This is a genomic window from Saccharibacillus qingshengii, assembly GCF_013185195.1.
Taxonomy (GTDB): domain Bacteria; phylum Bacillota; class Bacilli; order Paenibacillales; family Paenibacillaceae; genus Saccharibacillus; species Saccharibacillus qingshengii.
Genome location: NZ_JAAZWC010000002.1, coordinates 189,442 through 212,998, shown reverse-complemented (window position 1 = coordinate 212,998; position 23,557 = coordinate 189,442). Strand labels below are relative to the sequence as shown.

General features: G+C 57.9%; 17 protein-coding genes. All 17 read right to left on the bottom strand.

The genetic code is table 11. The features are described from left to right. Window positions 1-52: 52 nt before the first annotated feature. The 17 genes from recO to addB all read right to left on the bottom strand — a co-directional run bounded on the left by recO (window position 53) and on the right by addB (window position 23,436). Window positions 53-811 carry a DNA repair protein RecO gene (gene recO, locus HRQ60_RS02815; protein ID WP_172194114.1) on the bottom strand — a complete coding sequence of 253 codons (759 nt, stop codon included), beginning with the start codon at window positions 809-811 and terminating at the stop codon, window positions 53-55. 1 nt (window position 812) lies between these two features. Further along, entirely contained in the window at window positions 813-1,718 is a 906-nt protein-coding gene (gene era / locus HRQ60_RS02810; RefSeq protein ID WP_141446303.1) for a GTPase Era, read from the bottom strand. A 51-nt stretch (window positions 1,719-1,769) separates the two neighbouring features. Further along, entirely contained in the window at window positions 1,770-2,177 is a 408-nt protein-coding gene (gene cdd / locus HRQ60_RS02805) for a cytidine deaminase (protein WP_172194113.1), read from the bottom strand. A 66-nt stretch (window positions 2,178-2,243) separates the two neighbouring features. Further along, on the bottom strand, window positions 2,244-2,630 hold the full coding sequence (locus HRQ60_RS02800; RefSeq protein ID WP_172194112.1) for a diacylglycerol kinase family protein: 387 nt from the start codon (window positions 2,628-2,630) through the stop codon (window positions 2,244-2,246). After that, window positions 2,630-3,124, bottom strand: coding sequence for an rRNA maturation RNase YbeY (ybeY, locus tag HRQ60_RS02795; protein WP_172194111.1), 495 nt, complete (start codon window positions 3,122-3,124; stop codon window positions 2,630-2,632). The genes HRQ60_RS02800 and ybeY overlap by 1 nt, the downstream gene beginning before the upstream one ends. Window positions 3,125-3,127: 3 nt before the next feature. Further along, window positions 3,128-5,365 carry an HD family phosphohydrolase gene (locus tag HRQ60_RS02790; protein WP_172194110.1) on the bottom strand — a complete coding sequence of 746 codons (2,238 nt, stop codon included), beginning with the start codon at window positions 5,363-5,365 and terminating at the stop codon, window positions 3,128-3,130. Window positions 5,366-5,397: 32 nt separating this feature from the next. Next, entirely contained in the window at window positions 5,398-6,369 is a 972-nt protein-coding gene (locus tag HRQ60_RS02785) for a PhoH family protein (protein ID WP_172194109.1), read from the bottom strand. Between the two features lie 238 nt (window positions 6,370-6,607). Then, window positions 6,608-7,216 carry a hypothetical protein gene (locus HRQ60_RS02780; RefSeq protein ID WP_172194108.1) on the bottom strand — a complete coding sequence of 203 codons (609 nt, stop codon included), beginning with the start codon at window positions 7,214-7,216 and terminating at the stop codon, window positions 6,608-6,610. A gap of 24 nt (window positions 7,217-7,240) precedes the next feature. Beyond that, window positions 7,241-8,239 (bottom strand): flotillin-like protein FloA, encoded by a 999-nt coding sequence (floA, locus tag HRQ60_RS02775; RefSeq protein WP_172194107.1) that lies wholly within the window; start codon window positions 8,237-8,239, stop codon window positions 7,241-7,243. A 116-nt stretch (window positions 8,240-8,355) separates the two neighbouring features. Beyond that, window positions 8,356-9,198, bottom strand: coding sequence for an NfeD family protein (locus HRQ60_RS02770; protein ID WP_172194106.1), 843 nt, complete (start codon window positions 9,196-9,198; stop codon window positions 8,356-8,358). 212 nt (window positions 9,199-9,410) lie between these two features. After that, window positions 9,411-9,854 (bottom strand): GatB/YqeY domain-containing protein, encoded by a 444-nt coding sequence (locus HRQ60_RS02765; RefSeq protein ID WP_172194105.1) that lies wholly within the window; start codon window positions 9,852-9,854, stop codon window positions 9,411-9,413. A 69-nt stretch (window positions 9,855-9,923) separates the two neighbouring features. Then, on the bottom strand, window positions 9,924-10,097 hold the full coding sequence (gene rpsU, locus HRQ60_RS02760; RefSeq protein WP_005547957.1) for a 30S ribosomal protein S21: 174 nt from the start codon (window positions 10,095-10,097) through the stop codon (window positions 9,924-9,926). Between the two features lie 261 nt (window positions 10,098-10,358). Beyond that, window positions 10,359-10,721: a histidine triad nucleotide-binding protein gene (locus tag HRQ60_RS02755; protein WP_172194104.1), complete on the bottom strand. Its 363-nt coding sequence runs from the start codon at window positions 10,719-10,721 to the stop codon at window positions 10,359-10,361. 327 nt (window positions 10,722-11,048) lie between these two features. Then, a complete protein-coding gene (locus HRQ60_RS02750) occupies window positions 11,049-14,519 on the bottom strand; it encodes an AAA family ATPase (protein ID WP_172194103.1) in 3,471 nt (1,156 codons plus the stop codon). Next, a complete protein-coding gene (locus HRQ60_RS02745) occupies window positions 14,516-15,700 on the bottom strand; it encodes a metallophosphoesterase family protein (RefSeq protein WP_172194102.1) in 1,185 nt (394 codons plus the stop codon). Before HRQ60_RS02745 ends, HRQ60_RS02750 begins: the two co-directional genes overlap by 4 nt. Before the next feature lie 113 nt (window positions 15,701-15,813). Then, a complete protein-coding gene (addA, locus tag HRQ60_RS02740) occupies window positions 15,814-19,881 on the bottom strand; it encodes a helicase-exonuclease AddAB subunit AddA (protein ID WP_172194101.1) in 4,068 nt (1,355 codons plus the stop codon). Beyond that, window positions 19,882-23,436: a helicase-exonuclease AddAB subunit AddB gene (gene addB, locus HRQ60_RS02735; RefSeq protein ID WP_172194100.1), complete on the bottom strand. Its 3,555-nt coding sequence runs from the start codon at window positions 23,434-23,436 to the stop codon at window positions 19,882-19,884. Window positions 23,437-23,557 lie beyond the last annotated feature (121 nt).

Sequence of the window (23,557 nt, the reverse complement as noted above, 5' to 3'; positions counted from 1 at the left end):
AACGCTGCTGCGAAACATTCAGCAATCTCTCTTTATTGTAAGACCCGGATTCTTATTTGTCAAAGCCGTACTGATCGAGCTGATCGAGAAACCGCTTGGACTTCAGGTTTATGCCGATATGTTCGCGCATGAGCGCTTCCATGACTTTTTTGAGTTCGGTTTTGGTCTCGGGCTTGACGTCCACGTTGCCGAGGCGGCGAAGATCAAGCTTGGCAAAGACCCTCAGCAGCGAGAGCGTCCTTGCCGTAACGGGAACCGCATAAGGATCCGCCGCCCGAAAAGGCAGGCTCAACACGCCGCCCAGACGCGGGCTGATCAGCGCATCGCCTTCGATCGGACGCTGGCTGGACGTGCAGATATCGAGCTGCGGACCATACCCCGACGCCTGGAGCATTTTCATCTCGAACAGCCGCATCATCACCTCGGGGTCTTTGCCTTCTCGCATGCCCGTCAAAAATGCCTGCAGCTGTTCGAACCAAAAACTGCCGGTATCTTCATCCTGCAGCGCACGATCGATCAGTTCGCAGGCATAAGCGCCGTGGGCGGCGAGCACCAGATCTTCCCGCAGCTTGTGGTTCGATTCATAGATTTCGCCGTCATTCAGCGTCCCCAGGCCGCTTCCGCCCCGGAAAAAGCTGAATATGCCGTACGTAAAAGGCTGGGTCAGCGAACCGTGGCGGCTTTTGAGCTTTTTCGCTCCGCGGACCATCACGCCTACCTTGCCATGCGTTTGGGTGCACAGCGTGATAATCTTGTTCGTCTCCCCGTAGTCCATCGCCCGAATTACGATTCCTTCGAGACGGTACAGCATCCTAGGCGTCCCGGTGGAAGCCCAGGTCGCGCAGAACCCGATCCTGGTTGCGCCAGTCTTTCTTCACTTTGACCCACAGTTCCAGGAATATCTTCGAACCGAGCAGGTTCTCGATATCCTGACGCGCGCGCTTGCCCACTTCTTTGAGCATGGCTCCCTGCTTGCCGATCACGATCCCTTTCTGCGAATCGCGTTCCACGAAAATAACCGCGCCTACGTAAACGATGCCGTTATCCTGCACTTTCATATCTTCGATGGTCACGGCGATCGAGTGCGGCACTTCTTCGCGCGTCATCTGAAGAATCTTCTCGCGGATCAGCTCGGCGATGACGAACTGCTCCGGATGGTCCGTAATCTGGTCGGCCGGGTAATACTGCGGGCCTTCCGGCAAATATTTGCCCAGCTGTTCCATCAGCGTATTCACGTTGTTGCCGAATTTGGCGGAGATCGGAATCACTTCGGCGAACTCGTAGAGTTTGCGATACGTCTCGATCAGCGGCAGCAGCGCTTCCGGCTCGATCAGATCGATCTTGTTCATAATCAGGAACACCGGCGTCTTGATCTTGCCGAGCTGTTCGATAATATAACGGTCGCCCCCGCCGATGCCTTCCGAAGCATCGACCAGGAACATGGCCGCTTCCACTTCGCCCAGCGTGTTCAGCGCCGTGTTGTTCATGAAATCGCCCAACTTCGATTGGCGTTTGTGAATACCCGGCGTATCGAGGAAAACGATCTGTTTTCCTTCTCCCGTATACACCCCGTGAATCTTGTTCCGCGTTGTCTGCGGTTTGTCGGACATGATCGCGATCTTTTGTCCGATAATCTGGTTCATCAGCGTCGACTTGCCGACATTGGGACGGCCGACGATTGCGACGAATCCGGATTTAAAGCCTTTTTTGCTCTCCATCATATTCCTCCTCTTGGTGTCTTGTTGCCGGTACGTATTCCCGACCGAAATTTACGATTTGTCCAGATCCCACGGACCGAACGCATCCGGAAGCAGTTCACGGATGGTCGTCTCGCGAATATCGCCGTTCATATTGCTCAACAGCACGGGCATATCGGGCCTGCACAGCTCGACCATAACCTGACGGCAGACGCCGCAAGGCGCAATCGGGCCTTCGGTATCTCCGACTACGGCCAGCATCGTAAAGCTGCCCGGCCGGTGCCCGGCCGCTACCGCACGAAAAAGCGCCGTACGTTCGGCACAGTTCGAAGGTCCATAAGCCGCGTTTTCGATATTGCATCCGTGATGAACGTTTCCGTTCTCATCCAGCAGTGCCGCTCCTACTTTAAAGCCGGAATACGGCACATAAGCCTGCGCCCGTGCTTTTATCGCTTCCTGAATCAGTATCGCTGCATCCATTCGCGCTCGTTCCCCTCTCGGTATCCACTCTTATCGGGTGCATTCTATTGTACATCCGCCTGCCGTTTACAGCCAGCCCCAGTCTCGCGCCAGTTGAAGCAGCGGCGGCGCAAAAACAATCAAACCGATCAAAGCGGCAAAAAACGCGGAAGCCAAAACGGCTCCTGCAGCGGCATCTTTGGCTTTTTTGGCCATCGGGTGAATCCGTTCTCCGACCGTCAGATTGACAGCCGCTTCGACGGCGGTATTCATCAGCTCGGCCGACAGCACAAGACCGATCGCCAAACAGAGCAGTCCCCAATCGAGACGGGGAACGCGCAGCAGCGCACCGAGAAGCAGTACAGCCGCGCACAGCGCCAGATGCACTTTGAAATTCCGTTCCGTCGAAGCCGTTGCCCGGACACCGTCCCAGGCATTCCGGAATACATCTCCCCAAGTGCGCCGTTTATCCATCAGCGCGTCAGCCCGATTTTTTGCAGCGCCGCTTCCTGCTTGCCCATCATTTCCGCTTCTTCTTCGGGCGTCTGATGGTCGTAACCGAGCAGATGCAGGAATCCGTGCACGAACAGGAAGCCGAGCTCGCGCTCGACCGAATGCCCGTAATCTTCGCTCTGCGCAATCGCACGCGGAACCGAAATAATGATATCTCCCAGCATCTCCTCGAACTCCGGCTCGTCTTGCGCTTGCGCTTCGTAGACGATATCCGGTTCTTCTCCGTTCGATTCACGCATGGCAAAAGACAATACATCAGTCGGACGGTCGATATCGCGGAACTCTCTGTTCAGTCGATGAATTTCTTCGTCGTCGACAAAGGTCAGGGCGACTTCCCCGTTTGCGACCTGTTCCGTTTGACCTACCGTTTCGAGCAGAAGGCGCAGCTGCCCGATCAGCGTTTCTTCGATCTCGTACCGATCTTGTTCGTTGCTCCATTCCAGTCGCAGACTCATGCTTCAATTCTCCTTTGTCTTGGGCTTGACCTCTTCGGGATATTCGATCCGCGAATGGAAGATTCCCATCACGGCTTCTTTGAGCGTTTTGGAGACCACGTCCAGCTCTTTGAGCGTAATATCGCACTCGTTGAACTGCTGGTCGTCCAGGCGGCTCTTGATGATCTTGCCGATCATCGATTCCACCTGATCGATTGTCGGTTTGTGCAGGGAGCGTACCGCCGCTTCGACGCTGTCCGCAATGCCGACCACGGCCGCTTCTTTCGATTGGGCTTTCGGTCCGGGATAGCGGAATTCCGCTTCCGTGAAGTCCGGATCGACGCCTCGCTCCTCTGCCAATTTCAGTGCTTTTTGATAGAAAAAGTACAGGAAAGTCGTCCCGTGATGCTGCTCCGCGATATCGCGAATCCGCTTGGGCAGTTTGTACTCTTTTAACATTTCCACACCGTCGCGCGCATGGGCCACGATAATCGACTTGCTCAGTTTGGGATCGATGGAATCGTGCGGATTTTCGATATTATTCTGATTTTCGATAAAATAACTGGGACGTTTGGTCTTGCCGATATCATGATAATACGAACCGACCCGGCACAGCAGACCGTCCGCTCCGATCGCTTCGGCGGCCGCTTCCGACAGATTGCCGACCATGACGCTGTGATGATAGGTTCCCGGCGTCTCGATCAGCAGTTTGCGCAGCAGCGGGTGGTTCGGATTCGACAGCTCGACAAGCTTGAGCGCCGACAAAATGCCAAAGGTCACTTCAAAGAACGGCATCAACCCGATCGCGAGAATAGCGGTCAGCAGGCCTGCGGCCAATGCGAATGCGACCGGATACAAAATGGTGCTGCGCCCCGGATCGGCATCTCCGATCAGGGAAAGCGCAAGTACCGTCATCGCTCCGAACAAACTGACCATGATTCCCGCTTTGAGGATCGTCGAACGCTGACTGGCCCGATGGACCGTGAAGATGGCGGCATACGAAACGACCAGCGTATAGAAGCCGAAATGGAAATCGAAAATATCGCTGCCCGTCTGTCCCGCATTCAGTACAATACTGGCCAATACCGAGAAAATGACGGCGCTGAAATAAGCGAACGAGTTATTCAGCAGCAGCGTGATCAGCGTACAGCCGATGGCCACAGGCGCCAAATAGCCGACATACCGCGACGTATCGCTCTGAACGAGCGCCGTCAAATGCATCGCAATCAGCATAATAAAGTAGATCAGTACAATCATCAGCAGCTGGGGATTGCCGTACTGGAAAGCATTCCCGCTCTGGCGGGTAAACAAAAACATCCCGAGTGCCAGAAGCCCCGACAGAAGAAGCAGCCCCAGCTGAGGCCAATAATTGATCTCCGTCTTCAGCATGTCGTTCTCTTTGAGGAGATTGTACATGTCCTGGGTGATCGTCTCGCCGCGCTGCACGAGTACCTCGCCTTGTTCGATATAGACCGTTTCGGTATTTTCGCGCGCCTGCACCGCAGCTTCCTTGGTCGCTTCTTCGTCATAAAAACGGTTGGGCGTAATCGAAAGTTTGATCAGCTCTTGAACAACCTCGCGCGAGGTGCGGTCGGTCAGCGTACTGCGGCTGACAAATTCCGCAACCTGGGCACGGGCCGTCTGCGCATCGGTCACCTGGTCGCTCATCAGACGCGACACGATTTCGGTCGCTTCCGATTTCATCTGCTGGATTTGCACCGGACTCAGGGCCGGGATTTTGTAGAAGGTTTCTTCGGGAATATCGTATTCCTGTTCGCTGACCCGGGTACGGACCTCCTGGAGCAGCGCGGAAGAATACGCTCCGCTGCTGCCGCTGTTGCGGATAGAGTTGGCCATGAACTGTCCGACTTTCTGAGGCAGTTCTTCCCGGTAGATCTCGATCTTGTTCGCGTCCGTCAGCTGATCGTCCTGATTCAGGGTATCGATTCGGTCGAGCAGCTGGCTGACCAACGTATCGTTACGCAGCGGCACGATCCGGTATGTCTGCTGAACTTTGTCCGCCGCTTCTTCCTGGGCCTGCAGCGTCGCTTTGCTGTTGGGAATCTGTGCCGGAGCCAGAATTTCCTTGTCGCTTGGCATATTGACCTGGATATCATATTTCTCGGGCAGCAGTTTGGGAGCCAACCCGATATAGAACATCAACGTCAGCAGGGCGAACAGCGACAGTTTGAAGACGCCGCTGTTCTTCCAGCCGGAAAGCTTGGGATCGGCTTTTCGTTTCCATTTTTCTTTTGAAGCCATATGGAAGAACCTCCGGTATTAGACTGCTGGGTTTATTCGATGCTTTCCGCCGCTTTCTCGTAAGCCACGATGATCTTCTGCACGATCGAATGGCGGACGACATCTTCCTGGGCAAACGTCACAAAGCCGATATCGGAAATTTCGTTCAGAATCAGACGGGCTTCGACCAGACCGGACTTTTTGCCGCGCGGCAGATCGATCTGCGTTACGTCGCCCGTAATGACCATCTTCGAACCGAACCCGATCCGGGTCAGGAACATTTTCATCTGTTCCGGCGTCGTGTTCTGCGCTTCGTCCAAAATAATAAACGAGTCGTCCAATGTGCGGCCGCGCATGTAGGCAAGCGGCGCAATCTCGATCAATCCCCGCTCCAGTGCTTTGGCCACCTGTTCGGTGCCCATTACATCATACAGCGCATCATACAGCGGACGCAGATAGGGATCTACTTTTTCCTGCAGATCGCCCGGCAGGAATCCCAGACTTTCTCCCGCCTCGACAGCCGGACGGGTCAGTACGATTCGCTTAACCAGCCCTTCTTTGAGCGCGGTTACAGCCAATACGACAGCCAAATATGTTTTGCCGGTACCGGCAGGACCGATACCGAACACGATGTCTTTTTTCTTGATTGTCGTGACGTAATGCTTCTGACCGATCGTTTTGGGACGAATCGGCTTGCCGCGGAACGTCAGCGCAATCTCTCCTTTGAACAAGTCGAGCAGTTGATCGGCGCGGAATTCCTTGGCCAGATCCAGAGCGTACTGCACGTCGCGTTCGGTCAGGTTATACCCATTGCGCACCAACTGAAGAAGCACGTCGAACAGCTGCTCCAATTGATCCGTTTCCTGTTGGGGTCCATGTATGCCGATTTCTTCTTCACGGCTGTCGATTCGCGCCTCGAATTGACGTTCGATCAGTTTCAAGTACGTATCCTGCGGACCAAACAGGGCCAACCCTTCTCCCGCATTATGCAGCGGAATCTTGATGCTTCTCGTCTGTTCTGTCAAAAGCTCTCAGTCTCCTTAATCGATATAGTTGTCCGTCTTCGGCACCTGTTCCGGTGCCCGGTATACGGCCGGATGCCGGATTAAGTGTTCTTATTCCTCAACTTTACCATTCTAAGAGTTCCCATGCAAAAGATTTCGGCAGGGTTTTCTTCGCTCCGCGAGAGCAAAAAGCCGGTCTTTTCCGTCGATGACGGAAAAGACCGGCAGCCTGCCGTCCTTATGCGCAGACCAGACGGCATTATCTGCGTCTGGAAGAATAAGGTTTTCTCGAACGCGGCGCTCCGAGAATCTCCGCCCACAAAATGCCTTTGCGCAGATCGTTCGCCGTAGGCTTGTCAAACAGCTGTGCGGTCGGAAGCACCGCAGCGGACGTTTCCTTATGCGAAACCTGACGATAGGAAGCGGCCGTTTGCGGCCGGTTCCCGGTTCCCCGGCTACTGGTACGGTCCATTTCGCGCACCGCATTCGGTACGCTTGGGATTCGTCGCTGCGTCAACCGGCTTTCCCGCATTCTTTTTTCGATTTCCTCGTGCATCTGACGGGCAGCCTGTTCAAGGTCGGTCCGCCCCGTGCGCTCGTCCAGACGCTTCTCCGATTCCGCTCTGCGGACATCGGCCCGGCTGTCGGCAGGCAGAGGTTCTCGTCCGAACGGGGAGCGGCGGCCCTGTTCTTCGGCCGGGAGCGAAGGCGCCGCCGGTCTGCCCTGCGCCGAAGCTCCTCGCCCGCCAAACGGCTCGGGACCTCCATTCGGCCTGCCTTTTTTCTTGCCGAATACCGAGAACAGGGCTCCTACGATGATGACAACAATAAAGAGGTTGCTCGCAATCCATTCCAAGAACTGGGGCATTTCATCCCCTCCTGTTCTGCCTGATTACTTGTTCGGATCCTGCTTATCGACATGGGTCACGTTTATGCCGCCGAGCGACCCACGCATTTCCGTATCGGCCTCCAGATTTTTCATGTTCAAATAATCCATTACGCCAAGTTTGCCGTTGCGCAGCGCTTCAGCCATAGCAATCGGCACTTCCGATTCGGCTTCGACGACGCGCGCTCTCATCTCGACCACGCGTGCGTTCATTTCCTGCTCTTCCGCTACCGCCATGGCGCGGCGTTCTTCGGCTTTGGCCTGGGCAATCCGCTTATCGGCTTCCGCCTGTTCGGTTTGCAGGAACGCGCCGATATTCTTGCCGACGTCCACGTCCGCGATATCGATCGAGAGAATCTCGAATGCCGTGCCGGCATCCAGACCTTTTTCAAGAACGGTACGGGAAATCTTGTCCGGATTCTCCAGAACTTCCTTGTGCGTATCACTGGAACCTACAGTCGTGACAATCCCTTCGCCGACACGCGCGATAATGGTCTCTTCACCGGCACCGCCGACGAGTCGGTCAATGTTGGCGCGTACCGTAACGCGTGCGATAACGACAACTTCGATCCCGTTGCGAGCGACGGCCGATACGCTCGGCGTCTCGATGACGCGCGGATTAACGCTCATTTGTACGGCCTGCAGCACATCGCGCCCTGCCAGATCGATAGCTGCGGCGCGTTCGAATTCCAAAGGAATATTGGCTCGGTGTGCCGCGATGAGAGCATTGACGACCCGGTCGACGTTACCGCCTGCCAGATAGTGACTCTCGAGCTGATTGATGGTTAGCGTCAGACCAGCTTTGTGCGCTTTGATCATCGGATTGACGATCCGGGCCGGCGTAACGCGGCGCAGACGCATGGCAACCAGAGTGATAATGCTGACGCGCAGGCCCGAAGCCAGCGCCGAAATCCACAAGGCTACCGGGAAAAAACTGAAGAAAATGCTCAAAAGAACAATGCCCACTACTACGATCAGCAGCGGAGTAATCCAGACTGCATCCATAAGTACCCCTCCAAATTTAGAATCCAAACCTGCGGCACCGGCTCTTCGCCGGCTCCGCCCGCCTGAATTCTTTTATGTTGTTCCGATTGCTGGTTGTCGAACCGTTCCCCAAAAGGTCAGATCGGTTCGATCGGACCGAGTCCGCTGTGCCATTTCTCCTGCACGACGACCCGTCCTCCCTCGGTCTTGACGATCACAACCGCTTTGTCCCGTTCGATAAACCCGCCTTCGCTGACGACGTCTACCCGCTCGCCGTCGATCAGCACCGTGCCTGATGGACGAAGAGGCGTCAAAGTCACCGCATCGCGGCCTACCAGTTCAAAGCGCGTCACCGCGGAATTGTAGCCGGCTTCCGACGTCAAACTGTCTTTCAGAATAAAGCGATTCCAAACTCCGCGTTCCTTGAATACGAACACCACGATGCCTACCGCCGCCGCGGCCAATACGAAAGCGATCCCGAGCGTTTGCAAGGCGTGTCCCGTTGCCCATGCCGCCATAATCACTCCTCCTATCAGAGAGCCTCCTCCGAGCAGGCCCAGTATCCCGAAACTCGGCAGGAACACTTCAAGGGCCATCAAGACAATTCCTACCGCGAACAGCAGCCAAACGTAAGGCCCGGCCAAGTCTTGAAACGTGCTTCCGAAAAAGTACAGAATAAACGCGCTTACTCCAAGCACTCCCGGAAAAATAAGTCCCGGCACGAGCAGTTCGATCAGGACACCGGCAAATCCGATAAACAGCAGAAGCGTCAGCATGACCGGCGTCGTGAGAAAGGCCGACACATTCGACAGCAATCCGGCCTGCGCCGGCAGACCGTAACTTGCTTCGGAAATCCCGGCAGCCGCCGCCGTCGAGACGAAAGACGTGCAGACGATCAGCGGAATGCCGACTATCCATACCAGTCCCCACAGCGCAGCGGCAAAACCTACCCACCATTTGGATCCTGTTTGTCTAACCATCCAATCCCCTCCTTTTCCTGAATTGACTTTCCCGACACCGGAAGTCTCCGACTTGCTCCCTCTGTTTGATTCTGTACAAAAGCGAAACTCTCTCACCCTTTATATACGTCCATTTTCGCCCGGCGTTTCAAAAAAGTCCCGGTTTCGCAAAAAAAATCGGCGCGCAGCAAAAACACCCTTCCAGAAAACCGGAAGGGTGCTCGTTCGCTCGTTTATTGCAGGTACTGCTGAACCACTTGGTTAACCAACTTCCCGTCGGCGCGTCCTTTGACTTTCGGCATCAGAGCGGCCATGACTTTGCCCATATCGGCTTTGGAAGAAGCACCGGTTTCCTGGATGGTCTGCTGTACAATGGATTTAACTTCTTCTTCAGCAAGCTGAGCGGGAAGGTATTCAGCAACAATAGCGATTTCGGCTTCGACAGTCTCAGCCAAATCGTCACGACCTGCTTTTTGAAATTCTTGGAGGGAATCTTTGCGCTGTTTGATTTCACGACTCAGAATATCAAGCACTTCTGCGTCATCCAAAGTTCGCTTCAAATCGATCTCTTGGTTCTTGACCGTTGCGCGAATCATTCGTATGGTCGAAAGTTTGAATTTATCCTTACTCCGCATGGCTTGTTTCATATCTTCGTTCAATCGTTCGCTAAGATTCATAAAAAATAAATCCTCCTACTGGTGATGTGTTTGCTGTCGAAAGCTCGACAAAAAAAGCCCAAACACATCTTAGAACTTTCTTTTGCGAGCAGCCTCAGACTTTTTCTTGCGCTTTACGCTCGGCTTCTCATAATGCTTGCGCTTTTTGACTTCCGCCAACACGCCGTCTTTTGCAATAGAGCGTTTAAAGCGGCGAAGAGCAGCATCAATAGTCTCATTTTTGCGAACTTTAGTTTCAGACACCAGTTTCCCCTCCCTCCGACCACACCGTCCAAGAGCATAACACGGTTAATCAACTTTCATTATAGGCGAATATTAAAGTCGATGTCAATGCTTATAAAAAAGTCTGTGCAGATAAGATTAACGTGCGGCCGGGTGAGCTTCCGACTCCCTCGGCGGCGGCCCAAAGCTGTCGAAAAAACGGGCGAATTGGCCTCGCAGAAAGTTCGATTCCCGGGCAGACGCCCGAACGTTTCTTGGACTGCTGCACATTGGGCCGCTTCTCTACTGATGCGATCCGGAAATTCCCGTCAGCGCTCCGAGCTTGGCTCCGCCGAGCAGATGAAAATGCAGATGGGACACCGTCTGTCCTCCGTCGGCACCGCAGTTGTTGATCAGGCGGTATCCGCTCTCCGCGATACCAAGCTCTGCGGCTAGCTGCACGGCTACACGATGGATTTCGCCGATCACGGCCAGATCTTCGTCGGCAATGTCGTTCAGCGACGGAATCGGCTTTTTGGGTACGATCAGCACATGGACGGGAGCCGCCGGCTGAATATCGTGAAACGCATAGATCCGCTCGTTCTCGAACACTTTTTGGCTTGGAATGCTGCCTTCGATAATTTTCGTGAAAAGGGTCTCGCTCATGGTCGGTTCCTCCTTGGAATGGATGCTGCGCGGCGGCACGTACAAACTGCCGCCGGTATACCGCGCGAAATATTCATATAAGAAAAAGAGGCCCGATTCGCTCGGCCCGATTGCTGTATCCATTGTACCGGCAATTCAACAAAAAAACAAAAAAAAGAAGCACCCGGCAAATCCCACTGGGATCTGCTTGCTTGAACGGCAATTCGGGGCAAACGCACAGGACGTTTGGCCGGATTGCGGGTCGGGGTACTCCTCATATGATGTCGGCTGACTGTATTATAACAAGCCATTGAATCTGTCTCTGTGATTCTAATCACGATCTTTGGACTACATTTTTTCCAATACGACCCTGGAGCCCGCACCGGCATGATCCGCAGGCTGAACGATCAGACGGCGCGGCAGACGCGCACGCAGTTCCTGGACGTGGCTGATCACCCCAACCGACAGCCGATCGTTGTGCAGATGTTCGAGCGAGGTAATGACGGTATCCAGCAGCTCGGGATCCAGCGTACCGAATCCTTCGTCGAGGAAAAAGAACTGCAGCGGGTATTCGCCGCGAAGCTGGATCTGGGCCGACAGCGCAAGCGCAAGCGACAGCGACGTCAGGAAAGTCTCTCCTCCCGAAAGGGTGGAGACCGGCCGGCGAACGCCTCCGTTGGCATCGTCGCAGACGACAAAACCGCCGCCGGAATCGACTTCCAGCGAATAACGCTGCTTGGTCAGAAAACGCAGACGGCTGGAAGCGGCGCGGCTGATCTGGATCAACTGCTCTTCGGCCACGTACTCGACGAACGCATTGCCGCGGAAACAGGTCTGGAGCTTCGACAGCCTTTCCGAATCGGCGGCCGACTCGATCCGCAGGAGCTCAAGCTCGGTCCAGCGTCCATGTCTGGCCGACACATCTTCAAGGTCGCGCAGCGCCCGGGCTTTGCCGGACAACGCTTCTTCGTCCAGCAGACGGGCTTCTTCCAGACGGGCCAGGCAGGCCTGCCACTCTTCCTCCGACAGTTCTTCCCCGCCGAGCAGCTTCTCCAGTTCGCGCAGCCTTGCGGACAATTCGCTTTCCCGTTCCCGATGGGCTTGGACAAGCCGCTCCGCTTCGCTTATTTCTGCATCGTCCATCCGTGCGGCTTCCACTTCTTCGGCATTCGGGAACAGGGAGTCCGACAAAGCCTTGTTCCAGGCAGTTTCGGCCGAAGCCCGGTGTTCGGCCGCAGAAACGGCCGCCTGATCGGCTGCGGCCGAAGCGTTGGCAGCCTTCTGCCAAGCTTCCCGCGCCGCTTCGAGCGCTTCGCGAGCAGCCGCTGACGCGGCGCGAAGCGCCGTCAGATTCCCGGATACTTCGCGCAGCAGGTCGGCCGCGGAAGACCCTCCGGATACATCGCGCAGGCGCAGCTCTTTTTCCTGCAGCAGCTCTGCCCGTCCCTGAGCCTGCGCCGTAAACCGGACCAGCTCCTGCTGCGCTTGCGAAGCGGATTCTTCATGCGATTTCTGCGCTTCTTCCATGCTTCGGATTACCGGTCCGCTCTTGTCCAGCCTGCGCTTCAGTTCTTCGGCCTGCGTATCGCGGCGGCGGATTTCTTCCCGCCGCTGCCCGAGATCTTCCCGCCGCAGCGCGGCGAACGAAGAGTTCCACCGCTGCTCCGATTCCGACAAGCGCCGCTCCAGCTCCGTCAGGCGCTCTTCGGCGCGCGTACGCTGGCGCGAAGCGGCATCCTGCCGCGCGCGCGGCGCTTCGGCTCCGCGGACGGCGGAGGCCAAAGCCCGTTCGCTTTCGCGCGAATCCGCTTCGAGCTGCGCGGACTCGCGCTCGAAACGCTCGGCCGCGGCCTGCAGGCGGATCCACTCGGCCGCGCAGGCCTGCGGCGAAGCCGTTAGGCTCGCATCTTCGGGCGAGCCGGAGTTCCGCGCGGTCGAAGGCGCGGAAAGGTCTGCCGGTTCGGACGCGAAGCCGAACCCGGGCTCCGCCCGTTCTTCGGCGGAGCCGCCCGGCGTCTGCGCCAGTTCTTCGCGCAGACGCCGGGCCAGTTTTCCGGCGCCCTGCCGCAGGCCGGCAGCGGTGAGGCGAAGCCCGCGCGCGTCCGCCTGCAGGGCGCGCAGCGGTTCAAGTTCCGCCGCGGCCGAAGCGGCGGAAAGGTCTTCGGCCGCAGGCAGGGGGTGATGGACCGAGCCGCAGACCAGGCAGGGTTCGCCGTCCGTCAGGGCATGCGCCAGTTCGGCGGCCATCCGGCGATTGGCGGCTTCCCGGTCGGCCTGCTCCAGGCGCTCTTCTTCGGCTGCGGCCGCTTCGATCAGCGCCGTCAGCTCCAGCTCGAACAGCCCAAGAGCTTCTTCATGCGCGGAAGCCTGTTCCGCCGCTGCGCGAAGTCTGCCTCGGCCTTCGCGCTCCAGACGGCGGCCCGAAGCCAGTTCGGCCGCCGCTTCGTTTTCCTGGCGCTGCGCTTCTTCGAGATCGCGGTGGATCTCGGGGAGCTGCGATTCCAGACCGGCGATGGCATCCGCCAGCCGACCGGCCTCTTCCAATTCGGTCCGGTCGGCACTTCGCACTTCGCAGCTGTCGAGCTGCTGCTGCAGTTCGGCGCGAAGCTCCGCCGCTTTCTCCAGCTTGCGCCGAAGTTCATCCGCTTCGGCGCGCGCCCGCTCCAGACTCGAAGCCGCCGCTTCGCGGCCGCGTTCCAACCGCACGCTTTCTTCGCGCAGCCCGATCAGCTCGCGCTCCAGTTGAAGCGCCTGTTCCAGCTCCGCCGTCCGCCGAAGCAGCTTCGGCTCTTCGGCTCCCAGCCCTTCGCGCGCGGCGGCTTCCGCCGACACGGCCGAGTCCGCATGCGCACGGGCGGACTCGAGTTCGCTTTTGAGCCGCTTCGCCCCGGACTCGCGTTCTTCCGAATACGCGGCGGCCATCCGGAAACGTTCCAGCGCCGGCAGCAGGGCCGCCGACGCTCGCGCCCGCTCCGTGCGCGCCTGCAGTTCGCGGACGGCATCGCCGCGTTCCTGCAGCCGGGCGAGCGCCGCCGAGATTTCACGGCGTTCGCCCGCCCGTTCGCGCACGCGCGAGAGCCGGCCGTGTTCCTCGGCCGCCGCATCAAGCGCTTTACGCCGGACGTCCGCCGATTTGTCGGCTTGTTCCAGAGCAGCCTTCGCTTCTTTTACCGCTTGAGCCGAAGCCAGACCCAGCCCCTGCTGCTCGGCTTCCAAAGCGCGCAGCGCCGATTCCGTCTCGCGGGCACGGCGGCTCAACTTCTGGATCAGGCGGTCCCCGTACTGTTCCAAGTGAAACAGTCGTTGAAGCATCTGCCGGCGGTCGCTGCCTTTGAGCGACAGGAATTCCGCGAATTTCCCCTGCGGCAGTACGACAGCCCGGGTGAAATCGTCCATTTTCAAGCCGATCCGTTCTTCTACCGCTTTGGTGACTTCCGCCAGCTTGTCGGCTACGACTTCGTCGCCTTCCGGTTTCACTTCGATGAATCGGCTCAGCGTGTTGCTGACCGATACTTCCCCGGTCCGCTTGAAGCGCCGCTCTACCCGAAATCGGCGTACGCCGGCCGAAGATTCCAGTTCGAAGGTAAAAGCGACATACAGCGTGTCTTCCGAATGGTTCATGATCCCCTGCGTACCGCCGTAAGCCCGTTCTACTTTTCCGTACATGGCGAGCGTGATCGCATCGAGCACTGTCGATTTGCCGCTTCCCGTCGGGCCGAAAATGCCGAAAAGTCCCGTTTCGCACAGTTCGGTGAAGTCGATCTCCTGCGCTTCGCGGTAACTTTGCAGGCCGGACAATCTGAGCGTAATCGGCTTCATTCGGATTCTCCCCCTTCCGCATGTTCCCGCTCGTCGGCAGCAAGTTCCATAAACAGCGAGATCAGGGCCTCGTCGGGTTCCGCTCCCCCGGTCTGCCTGCGGTAGAACGTCTTAAACAGTTCATGCATCGGCAGCCGTACCCGTTCTTCGGGCATATCCGCCTGCTCCAGCTGCGGATACACGGGGCGAATATGTACCAGGCCGTCGCAGGCACGCCGCAGCGATTGAATATCGCTTAAGGCCATCGCTTCGGTCAGCGTAATTCTCAAGTCGATAAATGCACCGGCATCCCGGCCTTCGTCCAACCAACCGTGTACCTGACCGAGACCTTCTTTCGCGTTCCATTCCACCAGCTGACGTCCGCAGGACAAATAAATTTCTTGCAGCTTCGCCTCGCCGCCCGGTTCGATATCCATCAGCATCACCGATTTGGTCTGTCCCGCTTCCGAGAAACTGTAGGCAATCGGCGAGCCGCTGTAGCGGATTACGCCTTCTCCTTTGACGATCTGCGGACGATGCAGATGTCCAAGCGCCGTATACTGCGCTCCGCAGGCCAGCGCCGACGGATCCACGGTGTATGCCCCTCCGACCTGGATTGGCCGTTCGGAATCGCATTCCAGCCCGCCAAGCACATAAATGTGGCTCATCGCCAGATTGACGGTGCGCGGCGAGAAATCGGCCGCAAGCTTGCGCATCAGCAGTCCGACTCTCTCGCTGTAAGCTTTGCGCAGCAAATTTTCGTCCGTTCCGTCAAGCGTCAGCAGCTCGTTCAACCGGGCTTCGGACGGATAAGGCAGTGCCGCGATCACGGCCTGTTCCCCCGTGCGCGCCACGTTCAATTTCAAAGCCTGTTCAGTCGGAAGTCCCACAAGCGAAATTCCGCTGCCCTGGACAAGCGGATGGACCGAAGCCACCCGTTCCGGATGATCGTGGTTGCCCGCAATCGCCGCCAGCAGACAGCCTTCTGCCCGGATTCGGGCCGCTCCTTCATAGAAAAGCTGTTCGGCTGCCGCCGGAGGATTTACCGTATCGTATACGTCCCCCGCCATCAGAATCAGATCCACTTTTTCCCTGCGCACAATATCGACCAGCTCGTCCATAAATTTTTCTTGTTCTTCGAAACGGCTCCGGCCTTCCAGTGTTTTGCCCAGATGCCAGTCCGCCGTATGCAGCACGCGCATGTTTCACGCCCCTTCCCGTATTCATTCCCGATCCGATCGGTTTACTCCCAAAATAAATGCCGGCTCCTGTTCGAGCCGGCTTTGTCAAAGACGGATTTACGCGGCAGCCGCTTTCAAAGCCTGATGCCTTCTCCCGCGTCAAAAAAGTACAGCCACTTTTCATGAACCGGTTCGCCAAGCATATCTTCGACCGCCCGGGCGTAGAAATCCAGCTGGAACCGGTAATGTTCGGCCAGCTCGTCGATTCCCCGGCCGGGTTTCAGCCGGTCGGTCTTGTAGTCCAACAGAATCCATTTTCCGTTCTCGCGGAACAGACAGTCGAGCACGCCCTGGACAAGCACCCGTTCGCCGGGCAGACGTTCCAACTGGATCCGGCGTTCTCCGGCTGTGCCCGGATCCGGTCCGTTCGGCATCCATTCTTTTGCGCCGCCTCCCTGCAGCGGAAGAACAAGGGCTCCGATTTCTTCGTCCGCACCTACGCCGGCGCTAAAAGGAAGTTCCCGTCGAACCCAATCCGCCGCTGCCGCACGGCGTCCGATTTCACTGCGGATAAAAGCCGCAATGTCTTCGGGATTTACCGTATCCGCTTCCGGCTGCAGCAAAATGTGCTTGCGAACCAGTTCCGCCAGCGTATCGGCGGCTTCGGCGGCACCGGTGTCCGGCTGCAGCGGCAGATGCTGCATCAAGGTATGGTAAGCGGTCCCCCGCTCGGCTCCCGTCAATCGGCTGCGCTCCATAAAACGGGGACGGCGCAGCTGCAGGGTCGAGGAAGAAGGTCCCGAGTCCGGATGCGCTTGTTTCGATGCTCCGGATTCAACGGCCATCGGGGCCGTCCCCTCCTCGTCTCTTTCATCGGCCAGGCCCGCCAGCAGACGCGCAGCTTCAAGCGCATCGGCAGCCGGATATTCATCCCCGGCAAAACGCGACTTGATCTCCGTTACCGAAGTCTTCGCTGCGGCGCCGCCCGCCGCTTCATGGGCATAGCGCCATGCGAAGCGATCCACAAATTCTCTTCGCCGGCCCTGATCGCCTGCGGACTCGCCCGAGATGATCGCTTTCAGCTGCTGAATCCGCTCAGCATACCGTTCGTCTCCATCGCGCTCGGCGGCAAGTTCCGCATCGCCGCTGCGGACGGAAAAGATCCATTTCGCAGCCGAACCGGCTTCGCCGGAAGCATAGCCGCCGTCGGCCCGTTCGCGCAGTTCCGCCGCTCCGGGTTCCCCGATCAGAGCCGGTCCGACCCAGTCCATATACGATCTGGCTTTGGCCAGCGTGTAATCTTCGATTCCTTCCGGACCGCCCGAAGACTGGATCCAGGCCGAGATCCGCTTGGGCAGATCTTTGACCGATGCCGTCAGAATCATTTTGTCCCGAGGACGGGTCAAAGCGACGTAAAGCACGCGCATTTCTTCCGCCAGAAGCTCCATATGCATTTTTCTTCGAATCGCCAGCGCCGGCAGCGTCGGATAACCGACCCGGCTTGCCTCGTCCACAAAACGCGGACCGAATCCCAGTTCTTTATGCATCATGAACGGCGCGTTCAAATCCTGCATGTTGAAATTTTTCGACATGCCTGCAATAAAGACAACCGGAAATTCCAACCCTTTGCTTTTGTGAATCGTCATGATCCGGACCGAATCCTGCACCGATTCCGAAGGCGCTTCGGCCAGATCGCCGCCATTTTCCCGAAGACGCTCGACAAAACGCAGAAAACGGAACAACCCCTGTGCGGATGTCGATTTCTCGAACTGAACCGCCCGGTTGTAGAGCGCAAGCAGATTGGCCCGACGCTGCGTACCGCCCGGAAGTCCGGCTACCCAATCGGCGTAGCCCGTTTCGCGGTACAATGTCCAGATCAGCTCGCTGAGTTCGCCGTTTCTCGCCATCGAACGCCAGCGTTCAAGCGAAGCCAAAAAGCTGCGGAGCGAACCGGACAGGGAAGCTTCAATCGGTCCGCCTTCTTCTCCCGGCCGCGCGGCCGCATAAGCGGCAGCCGGATCGCCCGGGAAACGTTTCTCCGCATCGGCGGCCGCTGCCTCTTCGGAAGATCCCCCGCTTTCCGCAGCCGTGCATACCGCATCATAAAACGACAGACGGGGACCCGCCAAACGTATCCGTGCCAACTGGTCTTCCGTCAACCCGACAATCGGCGAGCGCAAAACGGAGGCAAACGGAATATCCTGCTGCGGGTTGTCGATAATTTGCAGCAGCGACATCGCAATTTCGACTTCCGTCGCATCAAAGTATCCTTTGGCTGCATCTCCCACCGCCGGAATACCGGCGAGTCTCAATTCCTCGATCATCATCGGCGCCCAAGCGCTTACCGCCCTCAGCAAAATAACCATATCTCCGTAAACGGCAGGGCGAAGTCCGCCTGCCGCTTTATCGTAAACGTTCAGCGGATCGCAGCCTTCGATTTGACCCGTCAATTCGTGAATACGCGCCGCGATGGCCCGGGCTTCCAGCCGGGCCGTCTCGATCTCGGCCACTTCGACAGCAAACGGATTCTCGGTGTCCAAATTCTCGTCCGAGTCCGCCGATCCGGAAGCTCCTTCACGTTCAATGAGCATCAATTCCGGAGCATATTCGTTCTCCTGTGCTGGCGGGTAAGACAGTGCTCCATAAGACAGCTCGGCCTGTTCGTCATACTCGATCTCTGCTACCCGTTCGTTCATAATCCGGCGAAAAATGCCGTTGACGGCTTCGATCACTTCCGGTCGGCTCCGGAAGTTGCGTGCCAGATCGACGCGCAGGCCGCCCGAGGAGAAGTCGCTGCCGTACGCTTTGTACTTGTGCAGGAACAATCCCGGCTCGGCCAGGCGGAACCGGTAAATGCTCTGCTTCACGTCGCCGACCATAAAGCGGTTGCCCGCTCCTTCGCGAGCGATCAGCGAGACGATTTCTTCCTGAACGGAGTTGGTATCCTGGTATTCGTCAAGCAGCACTTCGTCGAAGCGCTCCCGGTATTCCAAAGCCGCAGCCGACGGCAGCGGCTTTCCGGGTTCGGAAGACGCATCGCGCAAAATACGCAGACAATAATGCTCCAAGTCCGAAAAGTCGACCATACTTCGGGCTTTTTTAGCCTTGGCGTAACGTTCGCCGAATTCGATCGTCAATTCGGCCAGCTCGGCCATAAGGGGTGCCGTTTCATGCAGTTCCGCAAGAAAAGTTTCCGGTTCGCGGCCGAAATAGAAATCCTTGATCCGCGTCAGATCTTTTTTGGCCGCATCCCGAAGGTCTTTGACCTGTTTCTGAAGTTCCGGATCATAAGCATCCTTGGCGCTGACCCGTTTGAGCGTCACAAACGACACCGATTCGAAATGCGCGTACAGCTGCGGCCAAGGTTCGCTCTCGGCAGCTCCCCGCAGCCGCTGCAGCTGGTCGAGATCGCTCTGCAGCGCTTCCGCATACGGAGCCGGTCCCCCCGGCGACACGGCCAGTTCGAACGCGCGGTGCAGCAGATTCTCCGTTCCCGCAAGTTCCAGCCTCGCATCGGCCGCGAGACTCGCCGCCCAAATCGTTTCTCCGAGGGCTTCGGAGTCGGAGACGAGAAATTCCGCGGCCGAATCGCGAAGCCACTGCTGCGGCCAGGGATGGCTTCGGGCGAAATCGTACAGGCGCTGGACAAGCGCGAAAGCCGGCTCGTCCGAACGTTCGCCGCCGAACCAGTCGATCAGCCGCCGGAACTCCCTTCCTTCTTCTTCGCGCGCATATTGTTCTTCGAACAATTCTTCCAGCGTTTCCTGCCGCATCATCTTGCTCTCGTGTTCATTGGCAATCCGGAATCCCGGATCAAGCGGAATCTGCGTATAATGACGGCGGATGACTTCCAGACAGAACGAGTGCAGCGTCGTAATCGAAGCCTGGCCCAGCAGGGACAGCTGTCTTCTCAAATGTTCGTTTTGCGGCTGAGCCGCAAGTTCTTTGTTCAGGGCATCGCGAATCCGCTGCCGCATTTCCGAAGCCGCCGCTTTAGTAAAGGTTGCGATCAGCATCCGGTCTACGCCGGTTCCTCCGGCAGGGTCTGTGATTTTGCGTATAATCCGCTCGACGAGCACGGCCGTTTTGCCTGAGCCGGCCGCCGCGGCGACCAGCATGCTGCCTCCTGAAGCGGCAATCGCTTTCCATTGATCGTCGCTCCATTGGCTGCCCGCCGGTTTATCGGCATATGTCATTCCCATTTATCGCTTCTCCTCCCTGTAAGACTCTCCGTCTTCCTCGCGGAACATGTCCCAGATCCGGTCTTTTCCCGGTTTGCCCAAATGATTGTAGCTTGTGTGGTCCAGACTTTCGTCGAACTGGCAGACGGAATGGTAGGGACAGAAATCGCAGGCTTTTTCCTGTTGGATCCGGTACGGACGGGCCTCGGATTCACCTTCCGTGATCCGCCGCCCGATTCCGGCGATATTGCGCCGCACCCCTTTGAGCAGCGAATCCCACTGCTGCGGATCGGCCACGGTCGAGCTGCTGTAGAATCCTCCGTCTTTTTTGACGGCTACCGGAATAACGGGCGACTGTCCGGTCGTCAGTTCCCGGTCCATCTTGGCGACGACATCCGCATCGGCCAAGACCAGACCTTTCATCTTGAACCGTTTGAGCATCTCGCGTTCGGCTTCGCCGCGCGCCATGCCGTTGGCCGAAGCCAGCAGCGGGTTCTGCACATGGAAATACAGCGTTCCGGCCGGAATAGCCGGGGCTCCGATCCACTGCTCGGCATTCGTCAGCAGCACATCCATATAAGTGAGCATCTGCAGCGACAATCCATAATATACCTCGTGCAGATGCAGTTCCTTGCCGCTCGATTTGTAGTCGATGACCCGCAGCAGCAGTCCTTCTTCGCCTTCCGCCACGTCGACCCTGTCGATCCGGCCCACGATCTCCATCGTGCATCCGTTATCCAATTCGAATACAAGCGGAGGAAGGTCTTTGCCCGGGCCGAAGTCCAATTCGATACCGAGCGGTTCGAAGTCTCCCCGTCGGGCTTGTTCGCCCAGAATCACCGAAGCCCTGCCCACAATATCCATCAGCTTGCGGGAAATATAACCGTATCGGCTGGTACTGAACAAGATCTCGCCCTGCAGCCGCGGGGCAATCTTGTCTACGGCCGCGCGCGCTTCGGCCAGACATTCCTCGACCGACAGCGAACCCCAACTGCGGTTCTCGAGTTTCAGGCGCATGGCGATATCGCTCAGCGCCGCGTGGAACAGCTGCCCGATATCGGGAGCGTTCAATTTGTACAGCTGCCGTTCCTTGAGCTTCAGACCGTGCGAAGCAAAATGCGAGAAAGCGCATGCCGTGAATTTCTCCATCCGCGACACGCTCGAGCGCAGTTTCCGGCCGTAGAGCCGCTGGCTCGTTTCCCGGGTCAGCCGGTCCGATTCGTTCGTGTAAACCAGGGAAGCCAGGCGGCTCGCCAGCAGCGCTTCCCATTCCGGACGTTCCTGATAAGCGCTCAGCACATCCCACCAGAGGGGGTCGATCTCCGAGCCCGCTTTCCACAGGCGCAGCTGAACCAGCAGATGCGGCAGCGTCGCTTCGGGCCGCGTCACGAAATGCCGGTACTCGGACGGATTCATGCCGGCAATCGGCAGGGCGCTTTCGCGGCGTTCGCGGATATACGGGAACGCCGCCCGAAGATCCAGCACGATTTCAGATGGCAGCAGCGGCTTGTCTTCATCGTCGCTGAGTGCGTAACTGAGCCAAAGTCCGTGCGAAGCACTGGTCAGCGTATGATACACCAGCAGCCGTTCGTCGAGCAGACGGCGCTCCGAACCCGGCGACAGTTCCAATCCGCTCTCGGCCAGACGGACACGCTCGGGTTCGCTCAGCAGCCCGCTTTGCATGGGGGCCAGCGGTACCACGCCGTCGTTGAGACCAAGAACAAAAGCATATTGGATACCGAGCGGCCGTGTGCGTTCCATATCGCCGAGCAGCACCCGATCGAGTGCCGGAGGCACAAGTCCCAGCGTAAGACCGGCAATTCCCGTTTCCAGCATGCCCGCAAATTCCTGCGGCGTCACCGGCTCGTCGTCGATCAGCTCCGCGATCTGGTCGAGCAGGTCCATCAAGGCTCCCCAGATCTGCCGGTGCACATCGGCCGCCTGCGGATCGCCGTTGTCCGCCGCTTCCCGTGCCATCCGGTCGAGCCGCTGCGGCGCTTCCGCCGCGTCGAGCAGCCGGTAAACGGCTTCGCACATGTCACGCGCCGTACCCGCTTTGTTCAGTTGGCGTTCAAACGCGGCCAGCGGCAGCGTGATCCGCTCCCGGCAGGCTTCCAGCCGTGCCATGCGCGCCGCCGACTCTTCCGCTTCTTCTTCCACAACCGGACGTCCTTCGTCGTCGAGCGACATCTTGGGCGCTTCGCGCCAAGGACGTCCGTCTGTCCAGCGTGTGCCGCGGATTCCCGAAGCCAACACGAAGTTTTCCAACCGGTCCATATCCGCGCGCGTAATTCCGTCTTCCGGCAGCAGCAGATCGGTCTTAATGCAGCGGAAAACGTCCTCGTATCTCCAGCGGTATTGAACGACATCAAGTGCGGCACGCACAAATTCGGCCAGCGGATGATGCAGCACGCTTTTGCGGCGGTCGGTAAATACGGGAATTCCGTAATCTTCGAACACCGGCGCCAGCACCGATTCGTAATCTTCCAGGTTCCGTACGAATACCGCCATATCGCGGTATCTCGCTCCGTGCTCGCGTGCCAGACGCAGCATTTCCCGCGCTGCCGCATCGGCTTCGGCCCGCCGGTTATCCGCGGCATGCAGCGTGATTCCGGCTTCGCCGTCCGCGTTCAAAAGTCCGTCTTCCGCAGACTTATCCGCCGTGATATCACGGACGCCGCGCAGCTTGGCCTCAAGGCGTCCGAGCAGCGGACTGGCAGCGAATCTCGGCAGTTCTTCCTCTTGAGCGGTTTGCGTCTCGCAATCGATGCCGAGCAGTTCGGCCATTTTGCGCAGCTTGCGGTAGGTCGTGCCGGTCTGGTGAAACAAATCCAGTTCGCCCGGCTGATGGGTCCCGTCGTAAGGACGGTCCAGCGTCAGCGAACAAACGACCGATTCCGCAGTCCCGAGCAGTCCGCCCAGCACCTCGTATTCACGCGGGGTGAATCCGTAAAATCCGTCGATCCAAATCTCCGCTCCGCGAACAAGCGAAGAATCGCCCAACTGCTGGGCCAAGCGCATCAATGTATCTTCCGAGTCGACGTACAAGGCGGAAAGTTTCTCTTCAAAGTCGCGGTAGACCGGCAGCGCATCTTCGAGCTTTTCCCGCAGCAGCGGGGAGTGCCCGGCGGAAACCAGATCCCCCATATGTTCTTCAAGCACGGCGGAATCGACTTTGTAGCGCTTCAGCTCCGTATAGAGATCATTGAGTTTGGCGATAAACCCTGGCTGTTCGCTGGATGCGCCAAACAACCGCAGATCGCTCCGCCGTTCTCTGAGCAGCCGGTACAGCAGCATGCGTTTGCCTTCGTCTCCGATAGCCGTCAGGGCGGACCCTCCCGTTTCCTGCATGACCCGGTAAGCGAGGCGGTGAAAACTCATGACCTGGGCACGCAGGCTTCCTCCGTTTTCACGACCCGCAAACAGCTCGTACTCCGTCTGGAACGTGGACTGTTCCGGTACGATCAGCAGCAGTGGGGGACCCAGCGGGTCTTGTTTCATTTTGGTACGGATCTCGTCCAGAATCCGGCTCGTTTTGCCGCTTCCGGAACGTCCGATTCTAATCTGCAACGTCATCGGCCGATGGCCTCCTTATTCTGCAATCTCGATTCAAATTTTCCTATATCCATTATAACGCATCGGACGGAAGAAAAACAGAAAACGGGAACGAATGTTCCTCAGGCTGTCGAGAAAGTCC